The 14,177-nt window shown below is 72.4% G+C and carries 14 protein-coding genes; 5 read left to right on the top strand and 9 right to left on the bottom strand.

Features of this window, described 5'->3' with window-relative positions; genetic code table 11:
- The first annotated feature begins 128 nt into the window (after positions 1–128).
- Positions 129–1,019, top strand: coding sequence for a superoxide dismutase (locus AB0M54_RS15370; RefSeq protein WP_364320978.1), 891 nt, complete (start codon positions 129–131; stop codon positions 1,017–1,019).
- Here AB0M54_RS15370 and AB0M54_RS15365 read toward each other — a convergent pair.
- The gene (locus AB0M54_RS15365) at positions 997–3,135 is read right to left on the bottom strand and encodes an AAA family ATPase (RefSeq protein WP_364471582.1); all 2,139 of its coding nucleotides are present in this window, start codon (positions 3,133–3,135) and stop codon (positions 997–999) included. The two genes, AB0M54_RS15370 and AB0M54_RS15365, sit on opposite strands and share 23 nt — an antisense overlap.
- A 108-nt stretch (positions 3,136–3,243) precedes the next feature.
- Positions 3,244–4,185 (bottom strand): alpha/beta hydrolase, encoded by a 942-nt coding sequence (locus AB0M54_RS15360; RefSeq protein ID WP_364471579.1) that lies wholly within the window; start codon positions 4,183–4,185, stop codon positions 3,244–3,246.
- Between the two features lie 148 nt (positions 4,186–4,333).
- Here AB0M54_RS15360 and AB0M54_RS15355 point away from each other — a divergent pair, with 148 nt between their 5' ends.
- The gene (locus tag AB0M54_RS15355) at positions 4,334–4,963 is read left to right on the top strand and encodes a carbonic anhydrase (RefSeq protein WP_364320987.1); all 630 of its coding nucleotides are present in this window, start codon (positions 4,334–4,336) and stop codon (positions 4,961–4,963) included.
- 92 nt (positions 4,964–5,055) lie between these two features.
- On the opposite strand, the gene AB0M54_RS15350 is transcribed toward AB0M54_RS15355, so the two are convergent.
- Positions 5,056–5,382, bottom strand: a complete 327-nt coding sequence (locus AB0M54_RS15350) for a hypothetical protein (RefSeq protein WP_364320989.1) — start codon at positions 5,380–5,382, stop codon at positions 5,056–5,058.
- A gap of 241 nt (positions 5,383–5,623) precedes the next feature.
- Here AB0M54_RS15350 and AB0M54_RS15345 point away from each other — a divergent pair, with 241 nt between their 5' ends.
- The gene (locus AB0M54_RS15345; RefSeq protein ID WP_364320992.1) at positions 5,624–6,115 is read left to right on the top strand and encodes a DUF3145 domain-containing protein; all 492 of its coding nucleotides are present in this window, start codon (positions 5,624–5,626) and stop codon (positions 6,113–6,115) included.
- Positions 6,116–6,122: 7 nt separating this feature from the next.
- Here AB0M54_RS15345 and AB0M54_RS15340 read toward each other — a convergent pair whose 3' ends face one another.
- The 6 genes from AB0M54_RS15340 to AB0M54_RS15315 form a co-directional block, all read right to left on the bottom strand.
- Positions 6,123–7,532, bottom strand: coding sequence for a carboxyl transferase domain-containing protein (locus tag AB0M54_RS15340; RefSeq protein ID WP_364471576.1), 1,410 nt, complete (start codon positions 7,530–7,532; stop codon positions 6,123–6,125).
- A 19-nt stretch (positions 7,533–7,551) separates the two neighbouring features.
- Entirely contained in the window at positions 7,552–8,778 is a 1,227-nt protein-coding gene (fabF, locus tag AB0M54_RS15335; RefSeq protein ID WP_364320998.1) for a beta-ketoacyl-ACP synthase II, read from the bottom strand.
- Between the two features lies 1 nt (position 8,779).
- Positions 8,780–9,022: an acyl carrier protein gene (locus tag AB0M54_RS15330; protein WP_023359558.1), complete on the bottom strand. Its 243-nt coding sequence runs from the start codon at positions 9,020–9,022 to the stop codon at positions 8,780–8,782.
- Positions 9,023–9,056: 34 nt separating this feature from the next.
- Positions 9,057–10,007, bottom strand: a complete 951-nt coding sequence (locus AB0M54_RS15325) for a beta-ketoacyl-ACP synthase III (protein ID WP_364321002.1) — start codon at positions 10,005–10,007, stop codon at positions 9,057–9,059.
- A gap of 31 nt (positions 10,008–10,038) precedes the next feature.
- Entirely contained in the window at positions 10,039–11,199 is a 1,161-nt protein-coding gene (locus tag AB0M54_RS15320) for an acyltransferase domain-containing protein (RefSeq protein WP_364471573.1), read from the bottom strand.
- 164 nt (positions 11,200–11,363) lie between these two features.
- Positions 11,364–12,536, bottom strand: coding sequence for a helix-turn-helix domain-containing protein (locus AB0M54_RS15315; RefSeq protein ID WP_364321008.1), 1,173 nt, complete (start codon positions 12,534–12,536; stop codon positions 11,364–11,366).
- A gap of 62 nt (positions 12,537–12,598) precedes the next feature.
- Here AB0M54_RS15315 and AB0M54_RS15310 point away from each other — a divergent pair, with 62 nt between their 5' ends.
- Together AB0M54_RS15310 and AB0M54_RS15305 are read left to right on the top strand one after the other, a co-directional pair.
- Positions 12,599–13,363: a phosphatase PAP2 family protein gene (locus tag AB0M54_RS15310; RefSeq protein WP_364321011.1), complete on the top strand. Its 765-nt coding sequence runs from the start codon at positions 12,599–12,601 to the stop codon at positions 13,361–13,363.
- A gap of 518 nt (positions 13,364–13,881) precedes the next feature.
- Positions 13,882–14,118, top strand: a complete 237-nt coding sequence (locus AB0M54_RS15305; RefSeq protein WP_364321014.1) for a hypothetical protein — start codon at positions 13,882–13,884, stop codon at positions 14,116–14,118.
- Positions 14,119–14,177: the final 59 nt, after the last annotated feature.

Genomic DNA, 14,177 nt, shown 5'->3' with positions numbered 1-14,177 from the left:
TGTATGTTCACATCGCTATGTATGCAAGTTGAACTCGATTGCCATTGCCGGGGTACTCCTTGAGTGACAACCGCTTCCGAAGGGAAGGACCGTAGTCAGTGCTCAAGCGAACTCTTGCGATCGCGGCCATGGCGGCGTTGGCCGTCACCGCGGGTGCGACGCCCGCCACGGCGTCGTCGCACGAACACCTCGAGACCACCTTCGACCTGCCCGCCGGGTTCCAGCCCGAAGGCATCGCGATCGGTAAGGCCCCGTACGCCTACTTCGGCTCCCGGGCCGACGGCGACATCTACCGGGTCAGCCTGAAGTCGGGCCGGGGCGAGGTCATCTCGCAGGGCCCCGGCACACCGTCGCTGGGCCTGAAGCTCGACCGGGACGGCCGGCTCTTCGTGGCCGGCGGCACCGGCGGCGACGCCCGGGTCGTCGACGTCCGCAGCGGCCGGGTGCTCAAGTCGTACCCGCTCCAGACCGGCGCCGCGTTCATCAACGACGTGGCCTTCGCCGGCGGCTCGGCCTGGTTCACCGACTCGGCCAACCCGAACCTGCACCGGGTCAAGTACGGCCGGCACGGCGCGCTGCCCGCCGCGGCCAAGGCGGTGCCGCTGACCGGCGACATCGTCTACCAGCCCGGCAACAACGCCAACGGCATCGTGCCCTCGCCGGACGGCAACGGCCTGATCATCGTGCAGTCCAACACCGGCCTGCTGTTCCGCAGCACGTTCACCGGCGTCACCCGGAAAATCGACACCGGCGGCGTCCTGGTGCCGAACGGCGACGGGCTGTGGCTGCGCGGCCGTTCGCTCTACGTCGTGCAGAACCGGGACAACAAGATCACCGAGATCAAGCTGGACGGCTCGGGCACCCACGGCCGGGTCGTCTCGACGACCACCTCGGCGGGCTTCGACGTGCCCACCACGATCGCCGAGTACGCCGGCCGCTTCTACCTGCCCAACGCGCGGTTCACCACGCCGCCGACCCCGGCCACGCCGTACAACGTCACCTCGGTGCGGATTCCCTGACCGGGTCCGGCAGCCAGCCGGGATCGGTGCCCACCGTGGTGAGGCGCTGAGTGGCCCGGGAGAGCGCGACATAGAGCGTCCGTACGCCGGACGGGTCGACCGCGATCTCTCCCGGGCCGACCAGCACCACCGCGTCGTACTCCATGCCCTTGGCCTCGATGGCGGTCACCACCTGCACCCGCTCGGGCAACCCGGTCAGCCAGGACGCCACCTCGTCGCGGCGCGGCACCGGGGCGATCACGCCGATCGTGCCGTCCACGTCGGCGAGCTGCTTCTCGGCCACCTCACGCACCGCGTCGGGCAGCTGGCCCGCCGCCACCACCAGGTCGACCGGCTCCACGCCGGTGCTGCGGACCGCGGTCGGCAGCGGCAGGTCGGGCATGATCGTGCGGATCACCGAGGCGGCCACCGCGAAGATCTCCGACGAGTTGCGATAGTTCGTGGTCAGCGCGTACGTGTTGCGCTTGCGGGTGCCGAGCGCCCGCTCACGTGCCCGGTCGAGTTCGCCCGGGTCGCCCGACCACGCGGTCTGGGCCGGGTCGCCGACGATCGTCCAGGACGCGTACTGCCCGCGCCGGCCGATCATCCGCCACTGCATCGGCGACACGTCCTGCGCCTCGTCGACCACCACGTGCGCGTAGTCGCGGTAGTCGTCGTCCCGCTCGACCGCCTGCGCCCGGGCCGCGGCCATCCGGTCGGACTGCGTGGTGACCTCCTGGATCCCGTCGCGGACGTGGAACGGGTTGACCTTCTTCTTCTGCGCCCGCCGGGGCCGGCCCAGCAGCTCGTCCAGCTCGTCCAGCAGCGCCACGTCGGCGATCGTCGGCTCGGGGCCGAACCGCCCCTCCAGCGCCGCGATCTCGGTGCGGCTCAAGATCCCCGTCGCGTACGACCGCAGCCGCGCCGGCTCGCGCAGCCACTCCAGCACCCGGGCCGGGGTGAGCCGCGGCCACCACGCCTTGAGGAAGTCCCGGAAATCGCCGCGGTCGGCCAGCTCGGCCTCGAAGTCGCGTTTCTCGGGCAGACCGGCCACCCGGTGCTGCCGGGCCTGGGACCAGAGGGCATCGAAGACCCGGTCGAAGCCGGCCCCGCGCACCTCGTTGCGCCGCGCGCCCCGGGGCAGCGCGGCCCGCCGGATCTTGTCCAGGTCGGCCCGGCCCAGCCGCAGCAGCGTGCCCCGGTAGAGCAGCCGCAACTCGTCGGGCGCCCCGGGCACCGCGTCGTGCGAGGCCCGTTCGAGCACCTTGCGCATCCGCAGCGAGCCCTTGACCGCGGCCACGTCGGTCGGGTCGGTGCGCGTGGCGGAATAGCCCACCACCAGCGACCCGAGCGACCGCAGGGTGGCCGTCTCCTCGCCCAGCGACGGAAGCACCGTGGCGATGTAGGTGACGAACACCCCCGACGGCCCGACGACCAGGATGCCGCCGCCGGCGAACCGGCTCCGGTCCGAATACAGCAGGTACGCCGCCCGGTGCAGGGCCACGGCGGTCTTGCCGGTGCCCGGCCCGCCGGTCACGATCGTCACGCCGGACGCGGGGGAGCGGATCGCGTCGTCCTGCTCCCGCTGGATGGTGGCGACGATGTCGCGCATGCCGGTCCCGGTCGCCTTGGACAGGCTGGCCAGCAGGGCGCCGTCGCCGACCACCCGCATGCCGTCCGGCGCCGCGTCCGGGTCGAGCAGGTCGTCCTCGATGCCGGTGACCTTCTCGCGGCTGGACTGGATCATCCGGCGCCGGACCACGCCCATCGGGTCGGCCGGGGTGGCCCGGTAGAACGCGGCCGCGGCCGGCGCCCGCCAGTCGACCACCAGCGGCTGCGAGTCCTGGTCGCGGATGCCCATCCGGCCGACGTAGTGCACGGCCTCGGTGGTCAGGTCGAGGCGGCCGAAGACCAGCCCCTCGTACTCGGTGTCGAGCGCGTGCCGGCGCCGGGCCGCGTGGAACACCATGGCGTCGCGCTCGACCAGCGCGCCGTACGTGCCGACGCCGGCCATGCGGTAGCCGTCCCGTTCGGCCCGGGAGGCGTCCTGGCGCAGTTCCGCGAGCCGGGCGTAGACCCGGTCGACGTGCTCCTGCTCGACGGCGATCTCCTGCTGAAGGATGGTGGCGTCGCTCAAGTTCGATCTGCTCCCTCGTGGTTCGCCCCCGCCCGGGCCGCGTGCGGCCGCGAAAAGGGGGACATACGAACCTACTCCTGAGCAGTGCCCCGCGTCGATCGCGGCGCGCTATGCGGCCTCATCGAAACCTTCCGCCGCCCGCCGCCCGCGCCCCTGCCTGATCGGCGTCGCGCCGGCCGCGCGGCGCACCACGTCGCGGATCGTGGTGGTCACCTCTTCCGGGCGCTCCAGCATCAGCATGTGCCCGCCGCCGGCCAGCACGGTCGCCTCGGCACCCGGCAGGGCCCCGGCGATGGACTCCGCGCAGGCCGGGGGAGTGAGCCGGTCACGGTCACCCACCAGGACCGCGGCGGGTACGCCGGTCCACGCGGCCAGCGTCTCCAGGCGCTGCTGGGCCCCGATCGAAGGCCGGAAGCCACCGATCGACCGCAGCGAGGCGCGGCCCACCCCGCGCATGGTCACGGTCAGCGAGGTGTCGTCGCAGTCGTCGCCGAACAGCAGCCACCGGACCGTGGGCCGCAGCACCGGCGTCATCATCCGGTGTGGCCGCCACGTGCCGCAGCGGGCCAGCACGCCGGCGCCGATCGTCTCGTAGTAGCGGAACAGCGTGGCCAGCTGGGCCGGCATCCCGTAGCGGGTGTGCGTGTGCCCCTCGGCCGTGGTGGAGACGAGGACCAGCCCGGCCACCCGCTCGGCGAACTCCTCGGGGTGGTCGGCCGCGTACTCCATGATCGTCATGCCGCCCAGTGAGTGACCCACGAGCACCACCGGCCCGGTCGGCGCCGTCGCCCGGATCACCTCGGCCAGGTCGGCGCCGAGCTGGGGCAGCGTGGCCGCCTTGAGCAGGGTGGCGTCGGAGCGGCCGTGGCCGCGGGCGTCGTACGCCACGACCCGCACGTCACCGAGCGCCTTGACCTGGTGGTGCCAGATGTGGCGGTCGAGGCACCAGCCGTGCAGCAGGATCACGGTCACCGGGGCGTCGGCCGGTCCCGACGTCTCGACCTGCAACCGCACGCCGTCCGGAAGGGTCACTTCCGAGCGTTCGGGCATGGGCACCTCCGCGAGTCGCACGCCCCCGCTATACCCGCGGGTAATAAGCATCACGCGTGTAGATGCAAATTGCAAAGGTCATTCACGGTACGACGTGAGCTGCGTCGCAGTGGGTGCCCGAGCCGTTCCGCTCGGCAAGAATGACCTCATGACGGCCCCCTCGCCCTCCACGACGCCCGCCGCCACCGACCTGGCCCGCAGCCCCGCGAACGCGCTGGCCGCCCTGGTCGCGGGCAACCGCCGCTTCGTCAGCGGCCGGCCGCAGAACGGCCACGACGTCTCCGCCGCGGCCGCCGTCTCCGGTGGCCAGCAGCCGCACGCCGTCGTGCTCGGCTGCATCGACTCCCGCGTGCCGCTGGAGGCGATCTTCGACCAGACCTTCGGCTCGATCTGCGTGGTGCGCTCCGGCGGTCACGTGGTCGACCGGGCGGTGGCCGGCTCGGTGAGCTTCGCGGTGAGCGCCCTGGGCGTGCCCCTGATCGTGGTGCTCGGCCATGTGCGGTGCGGCGCGGTCACCGCGACGGTGGAGGCCCTGCGGGCGGGCGAGCGTCCCGGCGGCGACATCGGCTACCTGGTCGACGAGATCGCGCCGGCGGTCGAGGCGGTCGGCGCCGACGATCCCGACGCCCCCGACAAGGCGATGCGCGCCCACGTGACCCGCACCGCCCGCCGCATGCGCGACCTGTCGGGCGTCACCGAGGCGATCGCGGCCGGCCGTGTCGACGTCGTCGGCGCCATCTACGACCTCGACACGGGCTGGGTCGAGCTCCTCGACTGAGGCCGTTGGTCTTGATCTTCAGGAAATGCGAAAACGCCCATCCGTCCCGCCGGGGGAGGATGGGCGTTCGCGGTGGAGCGGCGGGGCCGGGATCAGCCCTCGAAGACGCCGGCGTCGACCAGGCGCTTCTCGGTGTCGGCCCAGCCGTGCGCCGGGTGGGCGGCGTCGAGGGCGCTGAGCTCGGTGCGGACCTTCGCGCCGTGACCGGCCGCGACCAGGCCGCGGATCTCTTCGACGAAGGCGTCGGAGTCGGTGCGGAGGTGGTTGGTGCGGCCGTTGGTCAGGTTACGCACGTAGGCGAAACGGCCTTCGGCCAGCGGGATCAGGTACTTGTACTCACCAAGAACGCTGAGCGCTCCGCCAGAACCCTGACCGGCGCGGACTGAGGCGCGGGCGGTCTTTGAGGTGTTGCTCGCCACGGCGGTACTCCTAAGGGAAAAGCATGTGCAGAAAAAGGCCGCAGTAATCGTACACGAGGGCGGTCATGCCGTGCCGTCGGAGCAGGTCCGGGCGTTAGGCCGGGTGTGCCCCTGTGGCCGGTCCCATAGTCGATATTGCGGTTTCTCTGGCGCACCATCCGTGGCAACCGGCATCATGGGACACGATCAACCGCGGTCGAGGTCGTAGGGGAAGACGCATCTCGGTCCTCGGGAGGTCACCGTGCAAACGTGTGGCGTCGTATACGTCCACTCGACCCCACTCGCCGTGTGCCAGCACGTCGAGTGGGCGATCGCGCGCGTCCTCACCGCGCCGGTCACCCTGCACTGGACGGCGCAGCCGGTTGATCCCGCCATGCGCCGGGCGCAGTGTTCCTGGTCGGGACGACAGGGGACTGGCGCCGAGCTGGCTGCTGCCCTCAGGCAGTGGCCCATGATCCGTTTCGAGGTCACCGAGGAGCCCAGCCCGGGCGTCGACGGTGAGCGCTTCATGCACGTGCCCGGCCGTGGCCTGTTCCACGGCACGATGGGCGCGTCCGGCGACATCCAGATCGGCGAAGATCGGCTGCGCTCGATCATGGCGTCGGCCCCCGCGCCCGAGGCCCTCTCGCACGCGCTGGAGAAGGCGCTGGGCACGGCCTGGGACGCCGAGCTGGAGCCCTATCGCTACGCGGGCGACGGTGCCCCGGTGACGTTGCTCACCCGGGTCGGCTGATCGTCGCTCAGAGCGGGATGTTGCCGTGCGCCCCGCGTGCGGCCGGGGCCGCGGCCAGGGCCTCGGCGATGCGGCGGCGGGTGTCCTCGGGCTTGATCGTGTCGTCCACGACGCCGATCTCCAGGGCCCGGCCGACCCCACCGGCGACCCGGATCTGCTCGGCGACCAGTTCCTCGCGCAGCGCCTCACGCCGCTCGTGCGGGACGGCCGCCAGCTTCCGGCGGTGCAGGATGTTCACCGCGGCGCTCGCGCCCATCACCGCGATCTCGGCGTCCGGCCAGGCGAAGACGGCGGTCGCGCCGAGCGCGCGGGAGTTCATGGCGATGTACGCGCCCCCGTACGCCTTCCGGGTGACGAGGGTGACCCGCGGGACGACCGCCTCGGCGAAGGCGTGCAGCAACTTGGCGCCGCGGCGCACCACGCCGTCCCACTCCTGGCTGAGGCCGGGCAGGTAGCCGGGCACGTCCACCAGCACGATCAGCGGCACGCCGAGCGCGTCGCACATCCGCACGAAGCGCGCGGCCTTCTCGGCGCTGGTGGCGTCCAGGCAGCCGCCGAGCCGCAGCGGGTTGTTGGCGATGACGCCGACCGTGCGCCCGGCGAACCGTCCCAGCGTGGTCACGACGTTCGGGGCCCACTTGGCGTGCAGTTCCACCCCGGGCTCGTCGAGCAGGGCCCGGACCAGGGGCTTCACGTCGTACGCCCGGTTGGTCTGCGCCGGGAGAAGCGCACCCAGGTCGTGGTCCGTGGCGTCCACCGGGGTGAGCCGGCCCTGGTGACCGAGCAGGGTGGTGAGCCGGCGGGCCTCGGCCAGCGCGGTCGCGTCGTCCTTGGTGGTGATGTGCACGACGCCGGACCGCCGGCCGTGCGGCTCGGGGCCGCCCAGCCGCTCCATGTCGACCTGCTCGCCGGTGACGCTGCGGACCACCTCGGGGCCGGTCACGAAGATCCGGCCGGCCTTGCTCATGATCACGATGTCGGTGAGCGCCGGACCGTACGCCGCGCCGCCGGCCGCCGGGCCGAGGACCACCGAGATCTGCGGCACCCGGCCGGACGCCCGCACCATCGCCGCGAAGATCTGGCCCACGGCGTCCAGCGCGACCACGCCCTCCGCGAGGCGGGCGCCCCCGGAGTGCCAGAGGCCGATCACCGGTACGCGCTCCCGTACGGCCAGATCGATCGCGTCGACCACGTGCTGGCACCCCACGACGCCGAGGGCGCCGCCCATCCGGGTGCCGTCCGACGCGAACGCGATGGCCGGCGTGCCCTCCACCAGGCCGCGGGCGTACAGCACACCGCTGTCGTCCCGCGGCGCGAGCAGCCGCAACGTCCCCTGATCGAAGAACCCCCGCAGCCTCAGCTCCGGGTCGCGCTCATCGGCGGTGGTAGATCCGGTCTCCGAGGAAAGGGTCGTCACGGCTGCTCCCAGCTGACGGTCAGACGCGGGTGAAGACGAGCGCCACGTTGTGGCCACCGAAGCCGAACGAGTTGTTGATCGCGGCCGGGATGTCCATCGGGCGGGCCTTGTGGGCCGCCACGTCGAGGGTCAGCTCGTCGTCCGGGTCGTCCAGGTTGATCGTGGGCGGGACGACACCCTCGCGGATGGCCAGCACCGTGGCGATCGACTCGAGCGCCCCGGCCGCGCCCAGCAGGTGGCCGGACATGCTCTTGGTCGAGGTGAGCACCGGGTGGTCGCCGATCGCGGTCCGGATGCCGTGGATCTCGGCCATGTCGCCGACCGGGGTCGACGTGGCGTGGGCGTTGATGTGCACGATGTCGGCCTTGGTCAGGCCGGCGTCCTGGATGGCCTTGGTCATCGCGCGGATGCCGCCCTCACCCTGCGGGTGCGGCTGCACGATGTCGTACCCGTCCGAGGTGATGCCGGCCCCGGCGAGCCGGGCGTAGATCCGGGCGCCGCGCGCTTCGGCGTGGTCGGCCCGCTCGATGACCAGGGAACAGGCGCCCTCGCCGAGCACGAAACCGTCCCGGCCCTTGTCCCACGGACGGGACGCGCGCTGGGGATCGTCGTTGCGCGTCGACATGGCGCGCATCGCGGCGAAGCCGGCCATCGGCAGCGGGTGCACGACGGCCTCGGTGCCGCCGGTCACCACCACGTCGGCCCGGCCCGACCGGATGATGTCGAGACCCAGGGCCATCGCCTCGGCGCCGGTGGCGCAGGCGCTGGCCATCGAATGCACGCCGGCCTTGGCGCCCAGTTCGAGGCCGACGTACGCGGCCGGGCCGTTCGGCATCAGCATCGGCACCGTGTGCGGGCTGACCTTGCGCGGCCCGGAGGCCTCCAGGATGTCGTCCTGGATGAGCAGGGTCTGCGCGCCGCCTATTCCGCTGCCGAAGCTGACCGCCAGCCGCTCGCCGTCCAGCCCCGAATCGGCCAGCCCGGAGTCGGCCCAGGCCTGGTGCGCGGCGATCAGCGCGATCGCCTCGGACCGGTCCAGCCGGCGGAGCTTGACCCGCTCGAGAACCTCGGACGGCTCGACCGCGAGCTGCGCGGCGATGCGTACCGTCAGTTGCTCGGCCCACTCCTGGGTGAGAGCACTCACCCCGGAGCGGCCGGCGAGCATGGCGTCCCAGGTCGACGCGACGTCCCCGCCCAACGGGGTGGTCGCGCCGAGCCCGGTGACGACGACGTCTGGCCTGCTCATGTCAGTGGTTCGCCTCGATGAACGAAACGGCGTCGCCGACGGTCTTCAGGTTCTGGACCTCGTTGTCGGGGATCTTCACACCGAACTTCTCCTCGGCGGCGACCACGACCTCCACCATGGAGAGCGAGTCGACGTCCAGGTCATCGGTGAAGGACTTCTCCTCGGCGACGTCGTCCGGGTTCACGCCGGCGACCTCCTCGAGGATCTCGGCGAGGCCGGAGGTGATCTCAGCGCGGGTTGCCATCGTCAGTTGTTTCCTTCCATCGGTGGGGATATCGCTACGGACAGCGGATGACCTGTCCGGCGTAGGTGAGGCCGCCGCCGAAGCCGAACAGCAGCACCGGGGCGCCGGACGGCACCTCACGGCGCTCGACCAGCTTGGACAGGGCCAGCGGCACGCTCGCCGCGGAGGTGTTGCCGGACTCGACCAGGTCCTTCGCGACCACGACCTCAGGGCCGAGCCCCAGCCGCTTCACGATGCCGTCGATGATGCGGGTGTTCGCCTGGTGGGGGACGAAGGCGGCCAGGTCGCTGGGCTTGACGCCGGCCCGCTCGCAGGCCTCCATCGCGAACGGCGCGAGCGCGGTGGTGGCCCAGCGGAAGACGATCTGGCCCTCCTGCTCGATGTACGGCCGCCAGCCCTCGATCCGCAGCACGTCGCCCTTGTCCGGCGCCGAGCCCCAGAGCACCGGGCCGATGCCCGGCTCCTCGCCCTCGGGCACCGCGGTCACCACGGCCGCCCCGGCGGCGTCGCCGAAGAGCACCGCGGTCGAGCGGTCGGTCCAGTCGGTGACGTCGGAGAGCTTCTCGGCGCCGATCACGATCGCGTTGCGCGCGGCGCCGGCCCGGATCGCGTGGTCGGCGGTGCCGAGCGCGTAGGAGAAGCCGGAACAGGCGGTGTTCAGGTCGAAGGCGGCCGGCGCCGGGATGCCCAGCCGGGACGCGACCCGGGTGGCGACGTTCGGGCAGCGGTCGACCGAGGTGCAGGTGGCCACCGCGACCATGTCGATGTCGGCCGCGGTCAGGCCGGAGCCGGCCAGCGCCTTCTCGGCCGCGAAGGTGGCCATGTCGGCGACCGTCTCGTTGACCGCGAGGCGGCGCTCGGCGATGCCGACCCGGTCGCGGATCCACGCGTCGTTGGTGTCGACGATCTTGGCCAGGTCGTGGTTGGTGACGACGCGGGACGGTTGGTAATGGCCCATCGCGACGATGCGGGAACCAGCGTTCATCGGGCAGCTCCTTCGTTCGCGGGACGGGCCGTCACTGCGGCCCGCCGATGCGCGCCAGCGGCTGGCCGGGCGCGACCGGGTCGTCGTCGTGAGCCAGCCACTCGGTGAGGACGCCGGGTGCGTGTGCGGCCACGTCGACGCCGCCCTGGCGGGTGATGACCTGACCGATGACCTGGCCGGTGGACACCGGCTGGCCTTCGGTCAGGTCGTCGGCGGGGTGGAACAGGCCGGCGCCGGCCGCGACCACGACCCGGAACAGCGGGGTCGGCTCGAGGCTGGGCGCCATGCCGTGCCGGGCGATCAGATCGCGGGCGGCGGGCAGGTCGTCGGGGGTGTTCAGGGTCAGGATCTCGGGGGCGTCGTCGCCCTTGAGCTCCCGCTTGACCAGACCGGCCAGGGTGCCGGCCGGTGGCAGCTCGATGATCGCGGTCACGCCCAGGTCGCGCAGCGTCCGCATGCACAGGTCCCAGCGGACCGGCGCGGTGACCTGGCGGACCAGGCGCTGGAGCATCTCGCGGCCGTGGGCGACCGCGGTGCCGTCGAAGTTGGAGAGCAGGATCCGGGCCGGGGCGGAGGTGGTGATCCCGCCGGCGATCGCGGCCAGCGCCTCCTCGGCCGGACGCATGTACGGCGTGTGGAACGCGCCCGCCACCGGCAGGGCGCGGACCCGGGCGCCGTCCACGGTCAGGGTGGCCAGCGCGTCGAGGGCGCCGGCGGCGACGATCTGGCCGGCGCCGTTGCGGTTGGCCGGGTAGAGCTTGGCCTCCTCGATGGCGGCCACCACCGCGTCGGCGTCGCCGCCGAGCACCGCGCTCATGCCGGTCGGCTCGAGCGCGCAGGCGGCGGCCATCTCGCGGCCCCGGACGCCGGCCAGCGTGATCGCGGTCTCCGGCGGGATCACCTCGGCCAGCGCGGCGGCGCCGAGCTCACCGACGCTGTGCCCGGCGACCAGGCCGACGTCGTACATCGGAAGGTGCTCGGCGGCCAGCAACGCGGCCGCGATCAGCAGGGGCTGCGTACGCGCGGTGTCCTTGATCTCGTCGGCGCCGGCCTCGGTGCCCAGCTGGATCAGGTCGACCCCGGCCAGCGCGGACCACCAGCGGAGGCGGGCCTCAGCGCCGGGGAGCGCGAGCCAAGGAGCGAGGAAGCCAGGCTTCTGGGAGCCTTGACCGGGGGAGAGGACGGCGAGCACGATCTGACTCTCCCGGATCTCGGTGCGTTGCGCGGCTGCTGCAATGCACGAAACCCTACGACCGGCGTTGGAGGAATCCTACAAAGGCTGGGTGGACTCGCCGGTGAAAAGGTGATTTGTCGCCTGAACGTTTCCTCAACGTGGGCAGTGATTCGCGTCGCCTTTTACGCTCCGGGATCCAACCGGCCCAGGCTCAGCGCCATCCGCAGCGCGAACGCCTCCCGGGCGTCCAGCGGGGACAGTCCGGTCAGCTCGGCCACCCGCTTCAGCCGGTAGCGGACGGTGTTCGGGTGCACGTACAGCTCCCGGGCCGTGCTCTCCAGCACCCCGCCGGCGGCGAAGAACGCGTCCAGCGTATCGAGCAGGCCGCCACCGGCCTTGACCAGCACACCAAAGGCGTCGTGCCGCAGCATCCGCCGCGCTTCGAGGTCACCGGCCAGGGCCCGCTCGGGCAGCAGGTCGTCGGCCGCCACCGGGGTCGGCGCCCCCGGCCAGGCCGGCGCCGCCCGGTAGCCCGCCAGCGCCGCCCTCGCCGACTCGGACGCCTGGTCCAGCGACGGCACGGCCGGGCCGACCACGATCGGACCGTCGCCGAAGGAGGCCCGCAACTGGCTCGCGGTCAGCTTCGGGTCGTCCGTACCCCCCACGACGACGACCAGCCGCTCACCGTGCACGCCGCAGATGACCTCGACCCGCGCCCGCCTCGCGGCCCGGTAGACGCCGTGCATCACCGCGGTGATGTCGCCACCCGGGGACTTGCCGACCACCACCGACACCGGCGGCTTGTCGGTCCAGCCGAGCGCCGACGCCCGGCTGGCCACCGAGTCGGGCGTGTCGCCCCGCAGGAGCGCGTCCATCAGCAGGGCCTGCAGCCGCGCGTCCCAGGCGCCCCGCGACTCGGCCGCCCGCGCGTAGACCCGCGCCGCCGAGAACGCGATCTCCCGCGAGAACTTGAGGATGGCCGAGTTGAGCGCCTCCTCCTCACCGGCCGCGGCCAGCGCGTTCACCTCGGCCTCGGCCACGTCGATGGTGACCTTGATCAGCGCCACGGTCTGTGTGAGCGTGATCGACCGGGCCAGCGCCCGGGGCGCCGCCGCGAACACCTCGTCGGAGATCTCCTGCGAGTCGCCACCGATCGTCCCGCCCGACCGCAACCACTCCACCAGCGACCGCACGCCGGCCTGGGCCACGAGCATGACCCACGCCCGCTGGTCGGCCGGCAGCGCCCGGAACCACGGCAGCGTCTCGTCCATCTTCGCCACCGCCGCGCTGGCCAGCTTCCCCGCATGCCGCTCGATCCGGCGCAGGGTGGCCGCGAGCGGCGGCTTGGCGTTCATGCGTTCAGCGTCGCACGCGCCGGCGCCCAGCCCTCCGTCGCCCGCATGTCACGATCATCGGGATGATCCCCCGCGTGCGCCCCTCGGTGCCGGCCACCGCCGCGATCCTCTACGTCCTGCTGACGGTCGCCGTGCTGGCCGGCTGGCTCCGTGCCGTCGACCGCGCGGGGGCCGACGCGTTCCGGGCCTTCGGCGCCGCCCATCCCGCCCTGATCGACACGGTCACCATCCTGACGGACGCGGCCGAGACGATTCCCTTCCTGGTGGCGGGCCTCACCCTCGGTGCAATCCTCCGGGTACGCCGAAAGCACGCCGCCGGCCACCTGGTGTGGTCGGTGACGGCGTTGATCCCGATCCTGTGGTCCCTGTTCCACCTGCTGCTGCCGCACGCTCGCCCGCCGGACGGCTTCGTGCAGGTCGCCTCGTACGGCTTCCCCAGCGGCCACACCGCGAACGCCGCGGCGGCCGCCCTCGTCGCCATCCTGCTGCTGGCCCCGCCCGGCTTCTCGCCTGCCGCCCTGCCCGGCGCCCTGCCGGGCGTCTCGCCTGGCGTCTCGCCGTTTTTGTCTGGCGGCTCGTCGGTTTCGCCCGGCCACCGTCCTTCGGTGACCGGCCACCACGCCCATCGCTCCCGCCGCGCTGTCGTCTGGACGCTCGCGATCGCCTTCGCCCTGGTGATCGGGCTGACCAGAGTCGTTCTCCTGGCCCACTACCCCTCCCAGGTTCTGGGCGGTTTCCTGCTGGCGGCCGCGGTGGTCCCGGCCCTTGCCAACCTGGTCGCCCGCCTCCACGCCCGGGCGGCTCGGAGGGCCGCGGCCGTCGGCTAGTGGACGCGCCGTTCTGCGGCGTTTCGCGCGATGTGCGCTTTCGTACTTCGCCTTGAAGATCCGCTCTCTGCGATCTCCATGACCATATGGCTACTTTCCGTGATAGTGACCGTGCCAGGTTGTGGGATGGCACCCTCTCGCGTCAGGTGCCCGACACCGACCGGGGCATAGCGGTTGAGCTGGTCGGTGCGGGGCGATTCAGACGTTCGAGGGTTGCCAGCGGGTAGTGGACCGAGGCAGCATGCATCTCCACGTCTCCGGCGGCTCCGCATCTTTGCTTACGGAGAGTAGTTGTATTTGGTGACCATGGAGTGAGCGAGCAAGGATGGTCGGCGGTTGCGCGAGACGGCTGAGCCCTAAGGGAACTTTTGCACTATTTGACCGTTATTGCAGTGAGTCTGTGCCGTGGCTGCGGTCGGTGAGCTGGCACAGTGTCGTCCTGAATCACAGGCCGGCGGCTTCATGACCACCACGAACGTGCCGATGGAACCGGGCAACCGGCGAGGAGAGGAGGCCACATGAGCGACCGCGAAGACGGCCCGCTGTGCGTCGAACCTGAGCCCGCCGAGGCCGGGGAAGCCGAGCTCGCGCCGCAGCCGGCCGCTGTGCCCGCGGCCGGCGACGAGAAGGACACCCCCGGTCGCGATGGCTGCCGCACCCGCCTGCGCGGCTGGGCCGGTGCTCACCTGCACGGCGCGGTGCGTCCCCGCCGTCGCGCGGCCGGCCGTGGCCGCCCGCCCGGCCGCTGGTGCTGAGCTGACCCCGGGTCGCCCGGTCGGGTGGACACGCGGCCGTGTGCGGCGCGTCCGATTCG

This window comes from Actinoplanes sp. NPDC051470, from assembly GCF_040682035.1.
Classification (GTDB): Bacteria; Actinomycetota; Actinomycetes; order Mycobacteriales; family Micromonosporaceae; genus Actinoplanes.
Note: the sequence above shows the minus strand (reverse complement) of the source record. Positions and strands in the feature narration are given on the sequence as shown.

Excerpts from the sequence above, each read along its gene's own strand:
- AB0M54_RS15370 (WP_364320978.1), top strand. The coding sequence starts at position 129 with ATGGCGGCGTTGGCCGTCACCGCGGGTGCGACGCCCGCCACGGCGTCG.
- fabF (WP_364320998.1), bottom strand. The coding sequence starts at position 8,778 with ATGAGCAGGCCAGACGTCGTCGTCACCGGGCTCGGCGCGACCACCCCG.
- AB0M54_RS15325 (WP_364321002.1), bottom strand. The coding sequence starts at position 10,007 with ATGAACGCTGGTTCCCGCATCGTCGCGATGGGCCATTACCAACCGTCC.
- AB0M54_RS15360 (WP_364471579.1), bottom strand. The coding sequence starts at position 4,185 with ATGCCCGAACGCTCGGAAGTGACCCTTCCGGACGGCGTGCGGTTGCAG.
- AB0M54_RS15310 (WP_364321011.1), top strand. The coding sequence starts at position 12,599 with ATGATCCCCCGCGTGCGCCCCTCGGTGCCGGCCACCGCCGCGATCCTC.
- AB0M54_RS15355 (WP_364320987.1), top strand. The coding sequence starts at position 4,334 with ATGACGGCCCCCTCGCCCTCCACGACGCCCGCCGCCACCGACCTGGCC.
- AB0M54_RS15305 (WP_364321014.1), top strand. The coding sequence starts at position 13,882 with ATGAGCGACCGCGAAGACGGCCCGCTGTGCGTCGAACCTGAGCCCGCC.
- AB0M54_RS15315 (WP_364321008.1), bottom strand. The coding sequence starts at position 12,536 with ATGAACGCCAAGCCGCCGCTCGCGGCCACCCTGCGCCGGATCGAGCGG.
- AB0M54_RS15330 (WP_023359558.1), bottom strand. The coding sequence starts at position 9,022 with ATGGCAACCCGCGCTGAGATCACCTCCGGCCTCGCCGAGATCCTCGAG.